Below are 13,820 nucleotides of genomic sequence, written 5' to 3'. Positions count from 1 at the left end.
AGGCCGGGACACCGACATCGGCGTGACACGCTGGTCGCATGCGACGGGCGTGGATCCTGCTGCCCCTCGCGCTGGTCGCAGCCTGCTCCTCGCCCGCCGCGCCGGTCGCCTCGTCGAGCAGCAGCCCGACGCCGTCCACCACCGTGCCGGCCTCCACGACGACGCCGTCCCCAACGACCGCGACCACGACCACGACGGCGACGACGGCCGCTCCCCCGCCGGTCGTCGTCCTGGACCCGGGGCACAACGGCGGCAACGCCGCCCACCCGGCGCAGATCAACGCACCGGTGCCGGACGGCGCGGGCGGCACCAAGCCGTGCAACACCACCGGGACGGCGACCGACGCGGGTTACCCCGAGCACGCGTTCACCTGGGACGTTGCGCTGCGCACCCGCGACCTGCTGACCGCCGCCGGCGTGCAGGTGGTGCTCTCGCGGACCGACGACGCCGGGGTCGGCCCGTGCGTGGACGCGCGCGGTGCGCTCGGCGGCCAGGTGGGCGCGGCCGCGTTCGTCGGCATCCACGGGGACGGCGCGGCGGCGGGCCGGCGCGGCTTCCACGTGATCACCTCGTCGCTGGACCCGGCCGGGGCGGCCGTCGCCGCGGCGAGCAACGGCCTGGCCGTCGACCTGCGCGACGCGCTGAGCGCCGTCGAGCCGGTCAGCGACTACATCGGCACCGACGGGCTGGACCGCCGCGCGGACCTCGCCGGGCTCAACCTCTCCACGGTGCCCGCGGTCTACGTGGAGTGCGGCAACATGCGCAACGCCACCGACGCGGCCTGGATGACCAGCCCGGACGGCCGGCAGGCCGTCGCCCAGCAGCTCGCCGCGGGCGTGCTCGCCTTCCTCGGCCGCTAGCCGTCGACCGGGCGGGCGCCGAGCTGGGAGCGCAGCAGCGCCAGCGCGGCCTGCTCGGGGTCGACCACGGGGCTCTCGTCGACCGGCTCGCCGGCCGCCTCGGCGGCGTGCTGGGCGACCAGCTCCCGCTCCTCGCGCTCCTCCGCGGCCCGCGCGGCCTCGCGGGCGACCTCGGGCGAGACCTTCGCCCCGGCCGGCGCGCCGGCGCCCTCGACGACCGCCTCGACCTTCCACCGCACGCCGAGCAGCTCGTTGAGCGCCTCGCGCAGGACGTCCTTGTTCAGGTCGTCGCCTATCCGGCGCGCCAGCGCCGGTGAGTTCGTCGACAGCACGAGCACGCCGTTGCGCAGCTCGTGCACCTGGGCGTTCTTCAGCAGCGCCTCGGTCGTGCGCTTGTGCCGCTTGACCACCGCGAGCAGCTCGGGCCAGACCCGGCGGACGTCGCTGGTGGTCAGGTCGCCGCCGCTCGCGGGCTGGGCGGCGCTCGCCGAGACGACGGGCGTGGGCTCGGCGCCCCGCGGCGCGGGCGCGGACTCCGCCGCCGGCGCCGGAGCCGCGGCAGGAGCGGGGGTGGCCGGACGAGCCGGCGCGGCCGGCCGGGCCGGGCTCGGCCAGTCCTCGTCGTCGGTGGGCTCGGGCGGCAGCGGGATGTCCGGCTCGCCGGTGGCGACCTTCGGCGCGGACGGCGCCGGCGCGGCCGCGCCGGGTCGGGCGGGCTCGGGCCAGTCGTCCTCGGCCGGCGCGGGCGTGGCCGGGGTGGGCCGGGCGGGCGCCTGCGGCGCGGCGGCCTGCTGGGACCTGCGGACGAACTCGCGTTTCGGCCCTCCGGCGGGAGCCTCCTGCGCGGGGGGCGCAGCAGCGGGCGCGGCGGCGGGCGCGGCAGCCGGAGCCGGGGCCGGGGTCGCGGCCACCGGCGCCTCGGGCAGGAGGGCGTGCTCGCCGGCGATCGACAGCCGCCGCTCGAGGCGCTCCAGGCGCTGCAGGGTCGCGGCGGCCGAGCCGTCGGTGGCCGGCAGCAGCATGCGGGCGCAGACCAGCTCGAGCAGCAGCCGCGGCGCCGTCGTCCCCCGCATCTCGGTGAGGCCCTCGTGCACCGTGTCGGCCATCCGCGACAGCGTCGCCGGGCCCAGGGCCTGGGCCTGGGAACTCATGAGGTCCAGCCGGTCCGGCGGCACGTCGAGCAGCCCGTTGCCGCCGGCGTCGGGGACGGCGTCGAGCACGATCAGGTCGCGCAGCCGGTCGAGCAGGTCGGTGGCGAACCGCCGCGGGTCGTGCCCGGCCTCGACCACCCGGTCGACGGCGCGGAAGACGGCGGGCGCGTCGTGCGCGGCCAGGGCGTCGATCGTCTCGTCGAGCAGCGCGTCGTCGGTCACGCCGAGCAGCCCGACCGCCGTCCGGTAGGTGACGCCTTCCTCACCGGCGCCGGCGAGCAGCTGGTCGAGGATCGACAGCGAGTCGCGCACCGAGCCGCCACCTGCGCGCACGACGAGCGGGAACACGGTCGGCTCGACCTGCACGCCCTCGGCCGCGCAGGTCTTCTCCAGCAGCCCGCGCAGCGTCGTCGGCGGCACCAGCCGGAACGGGTAGTGGTGCGTGCGCGAGCGGATCGTCGGCAGCACCTTGTCCGGCTCGGTCGTCGCGAAGACGAACACGAGGAACTCCGGCGGCTCCTCGACCACCTTGAGCAGGGCGTTGAAGCCCTGCGTGGTGACCATGTGCGCCTCGTCGACGATGTAGACCTTGTAGCGGCTGTTGACCGGCGCGAAGAAGGCGCGTTCGCGCAGGTCGCGGGCGTCGTCGACACCGCCGTGGCTGGCCGCGTCGATCTCGATGACGTCGATCGAGCCGGGGCCGTCGGGCGCCAGCGAGACGCACGAGGTGCAGACGCCGCACGGGGTCGAGGTCGGCCCCTGCTCGCAGTTCAGCGAGCGGGCCAGGATCCGGGCGGACGACGTCTTCCCGCAGCCGCGGGGACCGCTGAAGAGGTAGGCGTGGTTGATCCGGCCGGAGTCGACGGCGTTGACCAGCGGCGTGGTGACGTGCTCCTGCCCGACCACCTCGGCGAAGGTCGCCGGGCGGTACTTGCGGTAGAGCGCCAGAGCCACGCGCCGAGGTTACGTGCTGCCCACGACGAGTCCGTGGAGGTCGGGGAAAACAAGGGACCCCCCGCGCACCCGCCAGAGCCCGCTTATCCTTGCTGCCTTCCGGCCCTGGGGAGGTTCACAGGGTGACGCCACACGAGGGGTCTGCGACCACTGTAGAGGAAAGTCGGCGGACCCCGGCCGTGCGCCCCGCTACGCTGCCTCCCGTGACGCACCGACGCGCGCTCGTCCTGCCCCCTCCGCGCTCCTGACCGGAGCGCCGCGGGGCTGATGCCTCCCGGCCCGGGCCACGACGGCCCGGGCCTCCTGCTGCGCGCTCCGGACCGAGTCCCTCTCCCGGATCTCGCGCCCTGTCAGGAGCGTCATGCACACCGTCTCGTCACCCGCGTCACGCCGCGGGTTCGCCCTCGTCGTCCTCGCCGCCCTGTGCTGGGGGACCTCGGGCATCAGCGGCCGGATCGTCGCCGACCGCACCGATCTGTCCCCGCTCGACATCGCCTGGTACCGCCTCGCCGTCGGCGCGGTGGTCCTGCTGGCCGGCTGGGCGCTGACCGCCCGCCGGCGCACCACCCGCACCCGGGTCACCCGCCCGGTCGCCGTCCGGCTGGTGCTCATCGGCGCCGGCCTGGCCGCCTACCAGCTCGCCTACTTCAGCGCGGTGGCCCGCGCCGGGGTGAGCATCGCCACCCTGGTCGCGCTCGGCCTGGCGCCGCTGCTCATCGCGGTCGGCGCGGCACTGCTCGGGCACGGCCGGCCCAGCCGGACGACGGTGGTCGCGCTCGTCGTCGCCCTCCTCGGCCTGACCCTGCTGGTCGGGGTCTCGGCGGGTCTCGACACCGGGACGGCGGTGCTGCTCGGCGCGCTGCTCGCCGCGGGCTCGGCGCTCGGCTACGCCGTCGTCACGATCGCCTCGGGCAGCGTGCCGGCCGGCGTGCCGGTGACCCTGGCCGGGTTCGCCGGCGGGGCCGTGCTGCTCACGCCGGTCGTCCTGGCCGTCGGGCTCCACGTCCCGGCCGACCCGGTGGCGATCGCCGTCCTGCTCTACCTCGGTCTGGTGCCCAGCGCGCTCGCCTACACCCTGTTCTTCACCGGCGTGCGGACGCTGCCGGGAGCGGTCGCATCGATCGTCACCCTGCTCGAGCCCCTGACCGGGACGGTGCTGGCGACGGTGTTCCTCGGCGAGCGGCTGGCCCCGGCCGCGGTGGTCGGCGGCCTGCTCATGCTGGCCGCCGTCGCCGGGCTCTACGTCCGGGAGCTGGGGCGGGCGCCGGAGCTGGAGTCCGCCGTCTGACACGCGACAGGCCCCCGGCGCGGACGTCGGGGGCCTGTCGGGCGGCGGAGGATAGGGGATTTGAACCCCTGAGGGCTGTTAACCCAACCCGCTTTCCAAGCGAGCGCCATAGGCCACTAGGCGAATCCTCCGCCGGACAGGTTACCGGTCGGCCGACGCGAACCGGTGCACGACCCCGGGGTCTTGCTGCGGGTGGTTGAGTGTCGGCCGACGGGGAAAGGTCACCGGGCCAGCCGGGCGAACGGGAGGCAGGAGTCCATGACTGATCCGCAGCAGGTCAGACCCGAGGTCGTCGACACCATCTTCGCCGTCCTCAAGGGCGCCGATCCGGCGGAGCTGCCGGCCGATGCCACGCGCGAGGAGAAGGACGCGGCCAAGGACCGGTACCTGTCGGAGGTGGTGGCCGAGCGGAGCAAGCGCGACCGCCAGGCCCAGGCGTGGGAACTGCTGCTGACCCGCGGCTACGACGAGCCCCCGACCTGGCAGCGGCTCTTCGACGACCTCTCCCCCGAGGCCCTCCAGGAGCTCGGGACGCTCTACGACGCCCTGCCCGCCGGCGCCCAGGAGGAGTACGCGCGGCGCTTCGGGATCCCGTCCGCCGTCTGACGGCGGGCCTGTGTGACGTCGCCTCCCTCCAGCTCCGGCCGGCTCGTCGCCGACCGCTACCGGCTGCTCTCGCAGATCGGCGGCGGCGGGATGGGCACGGTCTGGGTCGCCCGTGACGAACTCCTCGGCCGGGACGTCGCGGTCAAGCAGGTGCTGCCGCCGGCGAACGCCGACCCGCACGAGGCCGAGCAGCAGCGGCAGCGGGCGCTGCGCGAGGGCCGGATCGCCGCGCGGCTGACGCACCCGCACGCGATCTCGGTCTACGACGTCGCGGTCGAGGCCGGCCAGCCGTGGCTGGTCATGGAGTACCTGCCCTCGCGGAGCCTGGCGGCGGTGCTCGCCGAGGACGGGCTGCTCCGGGTCGACCAGGTGGCCCAGATCGGCGCGCAGGTGGCCGACGCGCTGGCCGCCACGCACGCCGCCGGGATCGTGCACCGCGACGTGAAGCCGGCCAACGTCCTCATCGGCGAGGGGCCGCGGGTCGAGGGCCTGGTGAAGATCACCGACTTCGGCATCTCGCACGCCAGCGGCGACGTCACGCTCACCCAGACCGGGCAGATCACCGGGACGCCGGCCTTCCTGTCACCGGAGGTCGCGCAGGGTCACGAGCCCACACCGGCCAGCGACGTCTTCTCCCTCGCCGCGACGCTCTACACCTGCCTCGAGGGCGCGCCGCCGTTCGGCATGCAGGGCAACTCGCTGCAGCAGCTGCACAAGGTGGCGAGCGGGCAGATCGACCCACCGCAGCGGTGCGGCGCCCTGACCAGGCCGCTGCTGGCGATGCTCGCCGCCGACCCCGCCGCCCGGCCGTCGATGCTGGAGGTCCGCGACGAGCTCGCCTCGCTCGTCGCCCGGGACGGCGACACCACCACCGTCCTCATGGCGCGCACCGACCTGCGCTCGTCCGGGCCGCAGCGGACGCAGACCCTGCCGCCGGTGCCCTCGACCACGCCGCAGCCCGCCGCCGCGCCACCTCCCCCACCGCCGGCCGAGCGGCGCCGCAGGGGCGGGCTGTGGATCCTGATCGGCGCGCTGGTCGCGCTCGTGCTGCTGGTCGGCGGCATCTGGCTGGGCACCCGGGGGGACGGCGGGGCGTCGGCGAGCCAGGGGACGACGTCGTCCTCGGCGGCCAGCACGTCGTCCTCGTCCTCCGCACCGACCACCGAGTCCCAGGCGCCGACGACCACGAGCGAACCGCCGCCGACCACCAGCTCCGCGCCGCCGGCGGCCGGCGACGTCAAGGCCAAGGACGTGGAGAAGTTCCTGCGCGACTACCACGCGCTGGTCGTCCGCGATCCGGAGGCCGCGTGGCAGCGGACCGGGCCGACGCTGCGCAACAGCATCAGCGAGCAGAACTACGTCGCGTTCTGGTCGCGGTTCAAGGACGTCAAGCTCAGCGACGTGCACGCCGAGGACGGCTCGCTCACCGCCACCGGCCAGTTGGAGTTCCGCGGTCAGGACGGCTCGCGGCAGACCGAGCAGCACCAGTTCACGCTGGTCGTCGGGGACGACGGACAACTGCTCATGGACAGCGACGTCGCGGTCTGAAGAACCGCCGGAAACAGTCGTACCCCCTGGCTAGCGTTCACCCGTGAACAGCTGCGGGACCGGCAAGCGGCGCTTCTGCGACGAGGCCGCGGCGCTGGCCGCCGGCTGGCCGTCGTGGCGCGCGTACGCCTGCCCGCTGTGCACCGGCTGGCACCTGACGGCGGCCACGCTCCGGCCCCGCCGCCGGATGTGAGCCCCGGACACGCGAGAGCGCCGGCACCCGGTCGGGCGCCGGCGCTCTCGGCTGGCGGTGGCGGTGGGATTTGAACCCACGGAGGCTTTCACCTCACACGCTTTCGAGGCGTGCTCCTTCGGCCGCTCGGACACGCCACCGCAGGAGAGACTACAGGCCCCGCTTCGACCGGAAGAACGCGCGTAGCAGCGTGGCGGACTCCTCGGCGCGCACGCCGGCGGTCACCTCGGGCCGGTGGTTGAGCCGGCGGTCGCGGACGACGTCCCACAGCGAGCCGACCGCGCCGGCCTTCGGGTCGTCGGCGCCGTAGACCACCCGGTCGACTCGCGCGAGGACGCTCGCACCTGCGCACATGGTGCAGGGCTCGAGGGTGACGACGAGCGTCGCGCCGGTCAGCCGCCAGCCGTCGCCGTGCACGTGTGCGGCCGCGCGGAGGGCCAGGATCTCGGCGTGCGCGGTCGGGTCGCCGCGCTTCTCCCGCTCGTTCGCGGCCTCCGCCAGGACGCTCCCGTCGGGCCCGAGGACGACCGCACCGATCGGCGTGTCGCCCCACTCCTGCGCGGCCGCGGCGAGCTCCAGCGCCCGGCCCATGGCGGCGTCGATCGCATCGGCGGTCATCCGGGGTGGCCGTCCAGCGGGAAGCCGACCAGCTCGGAGAGCTCGGCGAGCGCCTCGGCCGGCTCGACGACCTTGATCGTGCGGAACCCCAGCGCGCGGGCCGGCTTGAGGTTGATCCCGAGGTCGTCGAGGTAGGCGACGTCCTCGGCGAGCAGGTCGCGTCCCACCGCCTCCGCGAGGCGGGTCAACGCGAGTTCGTAGATGGCCGGTTCGGGCTTGCGCACGCCCTCGACCGACGACTCGACGATCGTGTCGAAGAGGCCCAGCAGCGCGCCCAGCTCGCCGGTGCGCTCCATCGGCGCGACGTTGTTCGACAGCAGGCCGAGCGGCAGGCCGGCGTCCTTGAGCCGGTGGACGGCGGTGACCATCTCGGGGCGCAGCTCGCCGCGCAGCCCCTCGAGCACCCGCGCGGCCTCCACCCGGTGGCCGGCGGCCAGCGCCTCGGCCTCGAACGCGGCGGAGAAGCCGGCGACGTCGAGCTCGTTGCGCTCGTAGCGGGCCCAGGCGTTGGTGTCGGGGTCGGTGCTGTTCAGCTGCCGGATCAGCCCGTCCGGCAGCCCGGCCTCCCGCTCGTAGGCGGTGAAGGCGTGCATCGGGCTCTCGGTGATCACCCCGCCGAGGTCGAAGACCACCGCGCCGACCAGCGCGCTCACGGTGCCACCACCGCGTGCAGCTCGTCGGCGAAGCCCAGGCGCGCGGCGATCCGGGCGACCATCTCGTCGGCCCACAGGTCGTCGGCGGTCACGATCGGCCGCAGCTGGTCGGCGGGCAGGCCGTCGTCGGCGAACACGTCCAGGTCTCCCCCGGGCCAGCCGGACTCGTCGTCGTCGAACGCACCGTCGGTGTCGACGGCGATGCCGTAGCGCTCGACCACCTCGGCGGCGAGCAGCCACTCCTGCATCGTCGCGTCGGAGATCAGCGCCCGCACCATCCCACCGGGACCGTGCCGCAGGACGACGAAGTACAGCCGCGAGTCGACCACCACCACGAACGGCCCCGGCCACTCGGTCCCGGGCTCGCCGAGGGCGTGCTCGAGCGCCGGGAGCTCGTCGGCGGCGTCGGAGGCGAGCAGCTCGACCTGCCAGCGGGCATCGGGCCGGCTGACCCGCACGGCGAAGCTGGGGCGCAGTTCAGGAGCGTCGCTCATCTCTTCCTCAGGAACGTCAGGCCGTCGGACACCGGCAGCAGCACGGTCTCCCACCGCGGGTCGGCCGCCAGCGCGGCGTTCAGCTCGGCCACGGCACGGGCGTCGTCGTCCTGGGGGTCGAGGACCTTGCCGCTGCGCAGCGTGTTGTCCAGCAGCACGAGCCCGTCGGTGCGCAGCCGCGGGTGCAGCTGGTCGACGTAGTCGGCGTAACCGGCCTTGTCGGCGTCGACGAACGCGAGGTCGAGCACCGGCTCGGCCGGCAGCGCCCGCACCGTCTCGTGCGCGTCGCCCAGGCGGACCTCGATCCGGTCGGCCACGCCGGCGCGCTCCCAGTACCGGCGGGCGATCGCCGTCCACTCCGCGCTGGTGTCCAGGCAGATCAGCGAGCCGTCGGCGGGCAGGCCGCGGGCCACGCAGAGGGCGGAGAACCCGGTGAACGTGCCGATCTCCACCGCCCGCCGCACGCCGAGCGCCCGGGTGAGCAGCTGCATGAGCGCGCCCTGCTCCGGCGGGATCTGGAACGTCGGCGGCGCCTCGCCCCGCTCGCCCAGCTCGGCGGTCTCGGCCAGCAGGTCGCGGACCACGTCGTCCGGGGGCTCGGACGACGCGCGGACGTAGTCGCCGAGTTGCTCGGTCAGGAGGAACGACCGCGGGGTCATAAGGTCCGATCATGGACGACGTCCCGGCCGACCTGTTCGCCCGGCTCGCGGCCGACCCGCTGGCCGGGCACCTCGGCATCACGCTGGAGCAGGTCCGGCCCGGGTACGCGCGCGCCTCGATGACCGTCGGACCGCAGCTGCTCAACGCGGTCGGGATGGCGCACGGCGGGGCGACGATGGCGCTGCTCGACGTCGTCCACGCCGCGGTGAGCAACAGCCACGGCACGGTGGCCGTCGCCCAGGACGTGCACACCGAGTTCCTCTCCCCCGGCGCCGAGGGCGACGTGCTCGTCGCCGAGGGCGTCGAGGTGCACCGCAGCAGCCGCACCGCCGTCTACCGGATCGACGCCCGCGCGCAGGACGGCCGGCTGGTCGCCACCGCCCTGGCCCGGGTCTTCCGCACCGACCGCGCCTGGGAGACCGCATGATGCCCGTCCCGCCGGTGTCGGTGGTCGGCCTCGGCCAGCTCGGCGGCTCGCTCGCCGCGGCCCTGGTCGCCGCCGGGCGGCCGGTCACCGGATGGGACGTCGATCCCGCCGCCCGCGACGCCGCGGCCGCGCGCGGCGTGCGGATCGGCCGCGAGCTCGACGGCGTCGTCGTCCTGGCCGTGCCGCTGCCCGCGCTGGCGACCGCGCTGGACGACCTCGACGTCGCCCCCGACGCGACGGTCACCGACCTCGGCTCGGTCAAGACGCCGGTGCTCGCCGAGCTCGGCGCCCGGTACGGCAGCCGGTACGTCGGCGGCCACCCGATGTGCGGCACCGAGCGCTCCGGCCACGAGGCGACCGATCCGGCGCTGTTCACCGGTGCGCGGTGGGCGGTCTGCCTGGAGGCGGGCACCGAGCTGGCGCGCTGGCTGCGGGTCGCGGAGGTCGCCCTGCAGGTCGGCGCCGAGGTGGTGCCGGTGACCGCGGCCGACCACGACGACGCGGTGGCCGCGATCAGCCACGTGCCGCACCTGCTGGCCGCCGCGCTGGCCGCGGCGGCGGCCGAGGCCGGCCCGCTGGCGCTGAACCTGGCCGCGGGCAGCTTCGCCGGCGGCACGCGGGTGATCGGCAGCGATCCGGAGTTCGTGACGGCGATGGTCGAGGGCAACGCCGGCCCGACCGCGGCCGCTCTCGACCGGGTGCTCGCGCAACTGTCCCGCCCGTGGCACGAGCTGGTGGCGGCCGGGCACGCGGCGGTCACCGGGGGCGTCGGCCGCCGTCCGGTGCGGGTGCCCGTCGACCGGCAGGCGCTGCTCGCGCTCGGCCGCGCCGGCGGGGCCGTGACCTACCGGCTGGCCGCGTTCGTCGAGGGCTGGGTGCCGGAGTCGGGCTGAGGGCGGCGCGCGACGGCGCGCTCCTGCCAGACCTCACCGAGCAGGGCACCCAGCACCACCACGACCGCCACCAGGACGAACCAGGTCATCAGGCTGAAGACCACCCCGACCGCGCCGTAGATCCGGTTGTCGTTGGTGATCGCGGTGGAGAAGTAGAGGGCAGAGCCGCCCTCCAGGACGAGCCAGAGCACGGCGGTGACGAGGGCCGGCCGCACCAGGCTCGGCCACGGCCGGGCGCCGCCGAGCAGCAGGTGCATCGACCACCAGAAGAAGGCGGTCGTCACCGCCAGGACGGCGATCCCCTCCAGGACGACCCCGCCGGGGATGCCGTGGGCGACGCGCGCGAGAACGGCGTCGAGGGCGAGCCACACGCACAGCGCCGCGATCCACAGCAGGAGCCGGAGCAGGTCGGTGCGGTGCCGGCGGCGGCCGCCGAGGATCCGCTCGTAGAACTTCTGCACCGAGCTCGCGACACCCAGGGTGCCGGCCAGGGTGAGCACGATGGCCACCGCGACGGCCAGCACCGAGCGCTGCGCGGAGACGTGGAACAGCTGCCCCACGACGCGCGTGGCCTGCTCGTTGAGGCCGAGGTGGCTGGCCAGGTCCTCCTCGATCCGCCGGTTGGCGAAGGAGCTGAGCAGGACCATGAGCGGCAGCGCGGAGAGCAGGAACGCGGAGCCGAACACCGTCGTCTCGGTGATCACGTTCAGGTCCTTGAGCCGGCCCACGACCGACTCGGCCTGCGACCCGGTGTAGCGCTCCCGAGCCGCGGCCACGAGCCGCTCACCTCTCTGGTGCAGCGCTGCCACGCGCAGATCGTCGGGAGCAGCAGGGCCCTCCGACCAGGGCCGAACGGCTCAGGCGCCCTCGTCCAGCAGCCGGTGCAGGGCCGGGGCGGCGGCCAGCAGCGCCTCCCGGTCCTGCGGCGACAACCGGGCGAGCCGGGCGGACAGCTCGGTCGTGCGGTGCGAGCGCAGCCCGCCGAGCAGCTGCTCACCGGCCTCGGTGATGCGGACCAGCCCCGCCCGGGCGTCGTCCGGGTCCGGGCTGCGCTCGACGTACCCGTGCTCCACCAGGCCGGCCACGATCCGCGAGAGGGTCGGCGGGGCGATCCGCTCCCGCGCGGCGAGGTCGCCCAGCCGCATCGGGCCGGAGCGGCGGATCTCGGCCAGGGCCGAGACCCCGCTCGAGCCGAGCGGGGCGGGCTGGTCCGTGGCCAGGCGGGACAGCCAGCGCCGCGCCCGGGACAGCGCGAGCAGCAGGTCGGCGACCTGCGCCGGCGGCACATCGACGTCGGGGGCGCTCATGCGTCCTCGCCGTGCACGTAGCGGCCGCCGCGCAGCAGCGAGGCCAGCGCGCCGATCACCGACATCGCCGCCGCGGCGGTGAAGACGACGACCAGGCCGCTGTGGAACGGGCCGCTGATCAGCTGCGGGAAGAACTCGCCGCCGGTGAGCGTGGCCGCCTGGTGCGCGCTGACCTGGTCGAGCGCGCCGGTCGGGCCGAGCAGCCGCTGGATCGGGTTGTAGCCGAGGAAGGCGGCGAACAGGCTGGCCACCGGGGGCAGCTGGGCCACCCCGTCGGCCACCTGCGCGCTGACCCCCTGGTGCTGCAGCCCCGAGCTCATCGTCGCGGGCAGCGTCGAGGCCAGGCCGACGATCATCAGCGAGAAGAAGATGCCGATCGACAGCGACGTCCCCGAGTTGAAGAACGTGCCGCGCATGCCCGAGGCGATGCCCCGCTCGGAGGCCGGCACGCTGTTCATGATCGCGGTCGTGTTCGGCGCCGCGAACAGCCCGGAACCGACCCCGTTGAGCGCGATGAGCAGCGCGAACAGCCAGTAGGGGAAGTCGACCGGGATGAGGAAGAGCCCGATGTAGGTGACCGCGGTCAGCAGCAGGCCGCCGGTGGCGAACCAGCGGGCGCCGAACTTGTCCGAGAGCGCCCCCGAAGCCGGACCGGCGATCAGGAAGCCGATGGTCAGCGGGAGCAGGTAGACCGCCGCCCACAGCGGCGTCGACTCGAAGCTGTAGCCGTGCAGCGGCAGCCAGATGCCCTGCAGCCAGATGATCAGCATGAACTGCAGGCCGCCGCGGCTGATCGAGGCCAGCAGCCCGGCGAGGTTGCCCGCCGAGAAGGCGCGGATGCGGAAGAGCTTCAGGTCGAACATGGGGTCGGCGACCTTCGACTCGACCACGCAGAAGGCGACCAGCAGGACGACGCCGCCGATGAGCCCGCCCAGCACCCACGGGTTCAGCCAGCCGGTGGTGTGGCCGCCGTAGGGCTGGATGCCGTAGGTGATCGCGATGAGCAGCACCGACAGGCCGACGGCGAAGGTCAGGTTGCCGGGGACGTCGAGCCGACCGGACCTGCGGGTGCCCAGCTCGTGCAGCGACCTGTAGGACCAGACGGTCCCCAGCAGGCCGAACGGCACGCTGACCCAGAACACCGCGCGCCAGTCCAGCTCCGAGAGCAGACCGCCGACGATCAGGCCGAGGAAGCTGCCCGCGAGCGCGGCGACCTGGTTGATGCCGAGCGCGAGCCCGCGCTGCCGGGACGGGAAGGCGTCGGTGAGGATCGCCGTCGAGTTGGCGAACAGCATCGCGCTGCCGACGCCCTGCACGATCCGCCAGACGATCAGCCACAGCGCGCCGCCCGAGCCGGACATCGGGACCAGCCCGAGCGCCAGCGAGGCGACGGTGAAGACGACGAAGCCGAGCGAGTAGATGCGGACCCGGCCGAACATGTCGCCGAGCCGGCCGAAGGTGACCACGAGCACCGCGCTGGCGAGCAGGAAGCCCATGATCATCCAGAGCAGGAAGCTGACGTTGCCCTCCTGCAGAGGGTCGATGCCGATCCCGCGGAAGATCGCCGGCAGGCTGATGATCACGATCGAGCCGTTGATCGTCGCCATGAGCGTGCCGAGCGTGGTGTTGGACAGCGCGACCCACTTGTAGCGGGGGTGGTCCTTGTCCCAGCGCGTGCGGCGGCCGGTGGGCGGAGTGGGCACGGGCGGAGCTGTCTCCACGGCCACGGTGCGGTCCCCTCGAACTGCTCGAAAACTTAGTTGATGTGAAGCAACCATATCCCCCGGCTCGACCAGGCGACCGCCGAGCGGCGAGACTGGGCCGAGACATCGAGCACAGGGAGCAGCCAGTGGACGAGAAGGACATCCTCGGGCGGATCTCCGCCCTGGTCGACGAGGAGCACCAGCTGCGCGGCAGCAGCGGGCAGCACACCGACGACGAGCGCGCACGCCTGTCCCACGTGGAGACCCAGCTGGACCAGTGCTGGGACCTGCTGCGCCAGTGGCGGGCCAAGCGGCAGTACGGCGAGAACCCGGACGAGGCGAGCGCCCGCCCCGAGCAGGAGGTCGAGAACTACCTCCAGTGACGCCGCCCGGGGAGGGCAGGAGTCGCGACTCCTGCCCTCCCCGGCGCACGTGTGCGGTGGGGATCGCCGGGTAGGGCGCGGG

The 13,820-nt window shown here is 74.5% G+C and carries 16 protein-coding genes, 2 tRNA genes and 1 other RNA gene; 8 read left to right on the top strand and 11 right to left on the bottom strand.

Annotation, left to right across the window (positions count from 1 at the left end):
* Positions 1-38: 38 nt before the first annotated feature.
* Positions 39-860 carry an N-acetylmuramoyl-L-alanine amidase gene (locus tag GGQ55_RS11195; RefSeq protein ID WP_179716704.1) on the top strand — a complete coding sequence of 274 codons (822 nt, stop codon included), beginning with the start codon at positions 39-41 and terminating at the stop codon, positions 858-860.
* Here the strand turns inward: GGQ55_RS11195 and GGQ55_RS11190 are convergent.
* Positions 857-2,965, bottom strand: coding sequence for a DNA polymerase III subunit gamma and tau (locus GGQ55_RS11190; RefSeq protein ID WP_366489055.1), 2,109 nt, complete (start codon positions 2,963-2,965; stop codon positions 857-859). The two genes, GGQ55_RS11195 and GGQ55_RS11190, sit on opposite strands and share 4 nt — an antisense overlap.
* Positions 2,966-3,014: 49 nt before the next feature.
* Positions 3,015-3,110: signal recognition particle sRNA small type (gene ffs / locus GGQ55_RS11185), an RNA gene on the bottom strand.
* 216 nt (positions 3,111-3,326) lie between these two features.
* Here ffs and GGQ55_RS11180 point away from each other — a divergent pair.
* Positions 3,327-4,253, top strand: a complete 927-nt coding sequence (locus GGQ55_RS11180; RefSeq protein ID WP_179716702.1) for a DMT family transporter — start codon at positions 3,327-3,329, stop codon at positions 4,251-4,253.
* A 45-nt stretch (positions 4,254-4,298) separates the two neighbouring features.
* Here the strand turns inward: GGQ55_RS11180 and GGQ55_RS11175 are convergent.
* Positions 4,299-4,384 (bottom strand) — tRNA-Ser (locus GGQ55_RS11175).
* A 127-nt stretch (positions 4,385-4,511) separates the two neighbouring features.
* On the opposite strand from GGQ55_RS11175, the gene GGQ55_RS11170 reads away from it, so the two are divergent.
* Genes GGQ55_RS11170 through GGQ55_RS11160 form a run of 3 tightly spaced genes read left to right on the top strand, consistent with a single transcriptional unit; the run spans position 4,512 to position 6,600 of the window.
* Positions 4,512-4,859 carry a hypothetical protein gene (locus tag GGQ55_RS11170; protein ID WP_179716699.1) on the top strand — a complete coding sequence of 116 codons (348 nt, stop codon included), beginning with the start codon at positions 4,512-4,514 and terminating at the stop codon, positions 4,857-4,859.
* A gap of 12 nt (positions 4,860-4,871) precedes the next feature.
* Complete coding sequence (locus GGQ55_RS11165) at positions 4,872-6,407, top strand: serine/threonine-protein kinase (RefSeq protein ID WP_218859252.1); 1,536 nt, start codon at positions 4,872-4,874, stop codon at positions 6,405-6,407.
* A gap of 43 nt (positions 6,408-6,450) precedes the next feature.
* Positions 6,451-6,600 carry a hypothetical protein gene (locus GGQ55_RS11160; RefSeq protein WP_179716697.1) on the top strand — a complete coding sequence of 50 codons (150 nt, stop codon included), beginning with the start codon at positions 6,451-6,453 and terminating at the stop codon, positions 6,598-6,600.
* Positions 6,601-6,652: 52 nt separating this feature from the next.
* Here GGQ55_RS11160 and GGQ55_RS11155 read toward each other — a convergent pair.
* The 5 genes from GGQ55_RS11155 to GGQ55_RS11135 all read right to left on the bottom strand — a co-directional run bounded on the left by GGQ55_RS11155 (position 6,653) and on the right by GGQ55_RS11135 (position 9,024).
* Positions 6,653-6,740, bottom strand: a tRNA-Ser gene (locus GGQ55_RS11155).
* 10 nt (positions 6,741-6,750) lie between these two features.
* Positions 6,751-7,218: a nucleoside deaminase gene (locus tag GGQ55_RS11150; protein ID WP_179716696.1), complete on the bottom strand. Its 468-nt coding sequence runs from the start codon at positions 7,216-7,218 to the stop codon at positions 6,751-6,753.
* The gene (locus tag GGQ55_RS11145) at positions 7,215-7,871 is read right to left on the bottom strand and encodes an HAD family hydrolase (protein WP_179716694.1); all 657 of its coding nucleotides are present in this window, start codon (positions 7,869-7,871) and stop codon (positions 7,215-7,217) included. Before GGQ55_RS11145 ends, GGQ55_RS11150 begins: the two co-directional genes overlap by 4 nt.
* Positions 7,868-8,365, bottom strand: a complete 498-nt coding sequence (locus GGQ55_RS11140) for a tRNA adenosine deaminase-associated protein (protein WP_179716692.1) — start codon at positions 8,363-8,365, stop codon at positions 7,868-7,870. Before GGQ55_RS11140 ends, GGQ55_RS11145 begins: the two co-directional genes overlap by 4 nt.
* Positions 8,362-9,024, bottom strand: coding sequence for an O-methyltransferase (locus GGQ55_RS11135; RefSeq protein ID WP_179716690.1), 663 nt, complete (start codon positions 9,022-9,024; stop codon positions 8,362-8,364). The genes GGQ55_RS11140 and GGQ55_RS11135 overlap by 4 nt, the downstream gene beginning before the upstream one ends.
* 11 nt (positions 9,025-9,035) lie before the next feature.
* On the opposite strand from GGQ55_RS11135, the gene GGQ55_RS11130 reads away from it, so the two are divergent.
* Together GGQ55_RS11130 and GGQ55_RS11125 are read left to right on the top strand one after the other, a co-directional pair.
* The gene (locus tag GGQ55_RS11130) at positions 9,036-9,452 is read left to right on the top strand and encodes a PaaI family thioesterase (RefSeq protein WP_179716688.1); all 417 of its coding nucleotides are present in this window, start codon (positions 9,036-9,038) and stop codon (positions 9,450-9,452) included.
* The gene (locus tag GGQ55_RS11125) at positions 9,449-10,345 is read left to right on the top strand and encodes a prephenate dehydrogenase/arogenate dehydrogenase family protein (RefSeq protein ID WP_179716686.1); all 897 of its coding nucleotides are present in this window, start codon (positions 9,449-9,451) and stop codon (positions 10,343-10,345) included. Before GGQ55_RS11130 ends, GGQ55_RS11125 begins: the two co-directional genes overlap by 4 nt.
* Here GGQ55_RS11125 and GGQ55_RS11120 read toward each other — a convergent pair.
* From GGQ55_RS11120 to GGQ55_RS11110, 3 genes are read right to left on the bottom strand one after another with little or no spacing between them, the layout of a single operon-like run.
* Positions 10,297-11,154, bottom strand: a complete 858-nt coding sequence (locus tag GGQ55_RS11120; protein ID WP_179716684.1) for a YhjD/YihY/BrkB family envelope integrity protein — start codon at positions 11,152-11,154, stop codon at positions 10,297-10,299. The genes GGQ55_RS11125 and GGQ55_RS11120 overlap by 49 nt on opposite strands.
* 48 nt (positions 11,155-11,202) lie before the next feature.
* Positions 11,203-11,652, bottom strand: a complete 450-nt coding sequence (locus tag GGQ55_RS11115; RefSeq protein WP_179716682.1) for a MarR family winged helix-turn-helix transcriptional regulator — start codon at positions 11,650-11,652, stop codon at positions 11,203-11,205.
* The gene (locus GGQ55_RS11110) at positions 11,649-13,355 is read right to left on the bottom strand and encodes an MFS transporter (protein ID WP_218859251.1); all 1,707 of its coding nucleotides are present in this window, start codon (positions 13,353-13,355) and stop codon (positions 11,649-11,651) included. Before GGQ55_RS11110 ends, GGQ55_RS11115 begins: the two co-directional genes overlap by 4 nt.
* 146 nt (positions 13,356-13,501) lie before the next feature.
* Between GGQ55_RS11110 and GGQ55_RS11105 the strand changes: the two genes are divergently transcribed.
* Positions 13,502-13,738, top strand: a complete 237-nt coding sequence (locus GGQ55_RS11105) for a DUF2630 family protein (protein ID WP_179716678.1) — start codon at positions 13,502-13,504, stop codon at positions 13,736-13,738.
* Positions 13,739-13,820 lie beyond the last annotated feature (82 nt).

The organism is Petropleomorpha daqingensis, assembly GCF_013408985.1.
Classification (GTDB): Bacteria; Actinomycetota; Actinomycetes; order Mycobacteriales; family Geodermatophilaceae; genus Petropleomorpha; species Petropleomorpha daqingensis.
Note: the sequence above shows the minus strand (reverse complement) of the source record. Positions and strands in the feature narration are given on the sequence as shown.

Excerpts from the sequence above, each read along its gene's own strand:
- GGQ55_RS11140 (WP_179716692.1), bottom strand. The coding sequence starts at position 8,365 with ATGAGCGACGCTCCTGAACTGCGCCCCAGCTTCGCCGTGCGGGTCAGC.
- GGQ55_RS11135 (WP_179716690.1), bottom strand. The coding sequence starts at position 9,024 with ATGACCCCGCGGTCGTTCCTCCTGACCGAGCAACTCGGCGACTACGTC.
- GGQ55_RS11150 (WP_179716696.1), bottom strand. The coding sequence starts at position 7,218 with ATGACCGCCGATGCGATCGACGCCGCCATGGGCCGGGCGCTGGAGCTC.
- GGQ55_RS11170 (WP_179716699.1), top strand. The coding sequence starts at position 4,512 with ATGACTGATCCGCAGCAGGTCAGACCCGAGGTCGTCGACACCATCTTC.
- GGQ55_RS11195 (WP_179716704.1), top strand. The coding sequence starts at position 39 with ATGCGACGGGCGTGGATCCTGCTGCCCCTCGCGCTGGTCGCAGCCTGC.
- GGQ55_RS11125 (WP_179716686.1), top strand. The coding sequence starts at position 9,449 with ATGATGCCCGTCCCGCCGGTGTCGGTGGTCGGCCTCGGCCAGCTCGGC.
- GGQ55_RS11115 (WP_179716682.1), bottom strand. The coding sequence starts at position 11,652 with ATGAGCGCCCCCGACGTCGATGTGCCGCCGGCGCAGGTCGCCGACCTG.
- GGQ55_RS11180 (WP_179716702.1), top strand. The coding sequence starts at position 3,327 with ATGCACACCGTCTCGTCACCCGCGTCACGCCGCGGGTTCGCCCTCGTC.
- GGQ55_RS11130 (WP_179716688.1), top strand. The coding sequence starts at position 9,036 with ATGGACGACGTCCCGGCCGACCTGTTCGCCCGGCTCGCGGCCGACCCG.